This window comes from Microbacterium sp. UBA837 (assembly GCF_002296025.1).
In the GTDB taxonomy this organism is placed as follows: Bacteria; Actinomycetota; Actinomycetes; order Actinomycetales; family Microbacteriaceae; genus Microbacterium.
On record NZ_DBHD01000099.1, the window covers coordinates 13,255 to 14,630 of the forward strand.

General features: G+C 66.4%; 2 protein-coding genes. Both read left to right on the plus strand.

Annotated elements, in window-relative coordinates; genetic code table 11:
* Positions 1 to 377, plus strand: a 377-nt coding sequence (locus tag B3587_RS07385) for a methylated-DNA--[protein]-cysteine S-methyltransferase (RefSeq protein ID WP_292727553.1), incomplete at its 5' end; no start/stop codon positions are given.
* Between the two features lie 370 nt (positions 378 to 747).
* Entirely contained in the window at positions 748 to 1,371 is a 624-nt protein-coding gene (locus B3587_RS07390; protein ID WP_414683125.1) for a helix-turn-helix transcriptional regulator, read from the plus strand.
* Positions 1,372 to 1,376: the final 5 nt, after the last annotated feature.

The window sequence follows — 1,376 nt, forward strand, 5'->3', positions numbered from 1 at the left end:
CCACGGATGCCGCGCTGCAGCTTGCGGCGCAGCTCGACGAGTACTTCGCAGGCAATCGGACGGCGTTTGATGTGCAGCTCGACTGGCGACTCGTGCGCGGCTTCACGCGCGACGCGCTCGAGGCTGTGACGCGAATCCCGTTCGGCGAGACCGCCGGATATGGCGAGGTCGCTGTCATGGCTGGGCGCGCGCGGGCTGCACGCGCTGTCGGCACGGCATGCGCGACGACACCGTTCTCGATCGTCGTCCCGGTTCACCGCGTCATCCGAGCCGACGGATCGATCGGAGAGTACGGCGGCCACCCCGAAACGAAGAGATTCCTCCTCGACCTCGAGTCGAACGCGCTCGAGCGAGCCCAGACCGGTCGCGCCGTGTAGGCCGGCGCAACCGACGGGACCCCCGGCGCACACCGGGGGTCCCGCACTGCGCACATGGAATCACCGGTGGTAGCCTCATCGCTACTGAATTCGGCGACAGTGACGTCCTGGACCGACGCGGTCGTCCCGACACGAGGCGGTCGATGTGGCCCTGCGATTCTCCTCCGAGACGGAGCAGGAGTTACTCGCGCGCGCGGTCGACAGCCTTCCCCGCGTCACAAAGTTCCCGGTCGCCTTCGGCGGGCTGACCACCGACGGGCTCCTACCGGTCACCGCGACGGCCGGAACTCGGACTCGATCGCTTGCCGGACTCGTCGTGCAACCCGAGCGGGGACTCGGAGGTCGGTCGCTGGTTGAAAAACGCGCGCGGTTGGCGATCGACTACCGCACCGCGCGGGGCATTACTCATGACTATGATCGCGCGGTTCTCGGCGAGGGAATCTCCACGCTGTTCGCGGTTCCCGTGATGGTCGATGGTCGGGCGCGGGGAGTGCTTTATTGCGGTTCGTGGGCGGAATCCGCCGTGGGCGAGGTCGTGGTGCGCGCCGCATTCTCTGTTGCCGAATCTCTCGCCACCGAACTGCGCGTGAGAAGCGAAATCGAACGCCGCCTATCGAGCTTCGCGGCGCCCGCACCGACCGATATCGGCAGTGCCGCACGCGAAGAGCTGCGAGAGAGCTACGCCGAAATACGCAGCATCGCGGCCGCGATTTCGGACGAATCGGTGAAACGTCGACTCCAGACCATCGAGCGGCGGCTAGCCGCCTTGAGCGGCGACAGATCAGCCGCCACGCTGGACATACGCCTTTCCCCTCGAGAAGTCGATGTGCTCGCCAGTGTCGCGGTGGGCGCGACCAACGCGGAAGTGGCGGCATCCCTGGGGCTCCGCGAAGGAACGGTCAAGTCCTATCTGCAATCGGCGATGTCCAAACTGGATGTCTCTACCCGCCACGCGGCTGTGACAAAGGCCCGCCGTGCCGGAATTCTGCCGTAATTCGG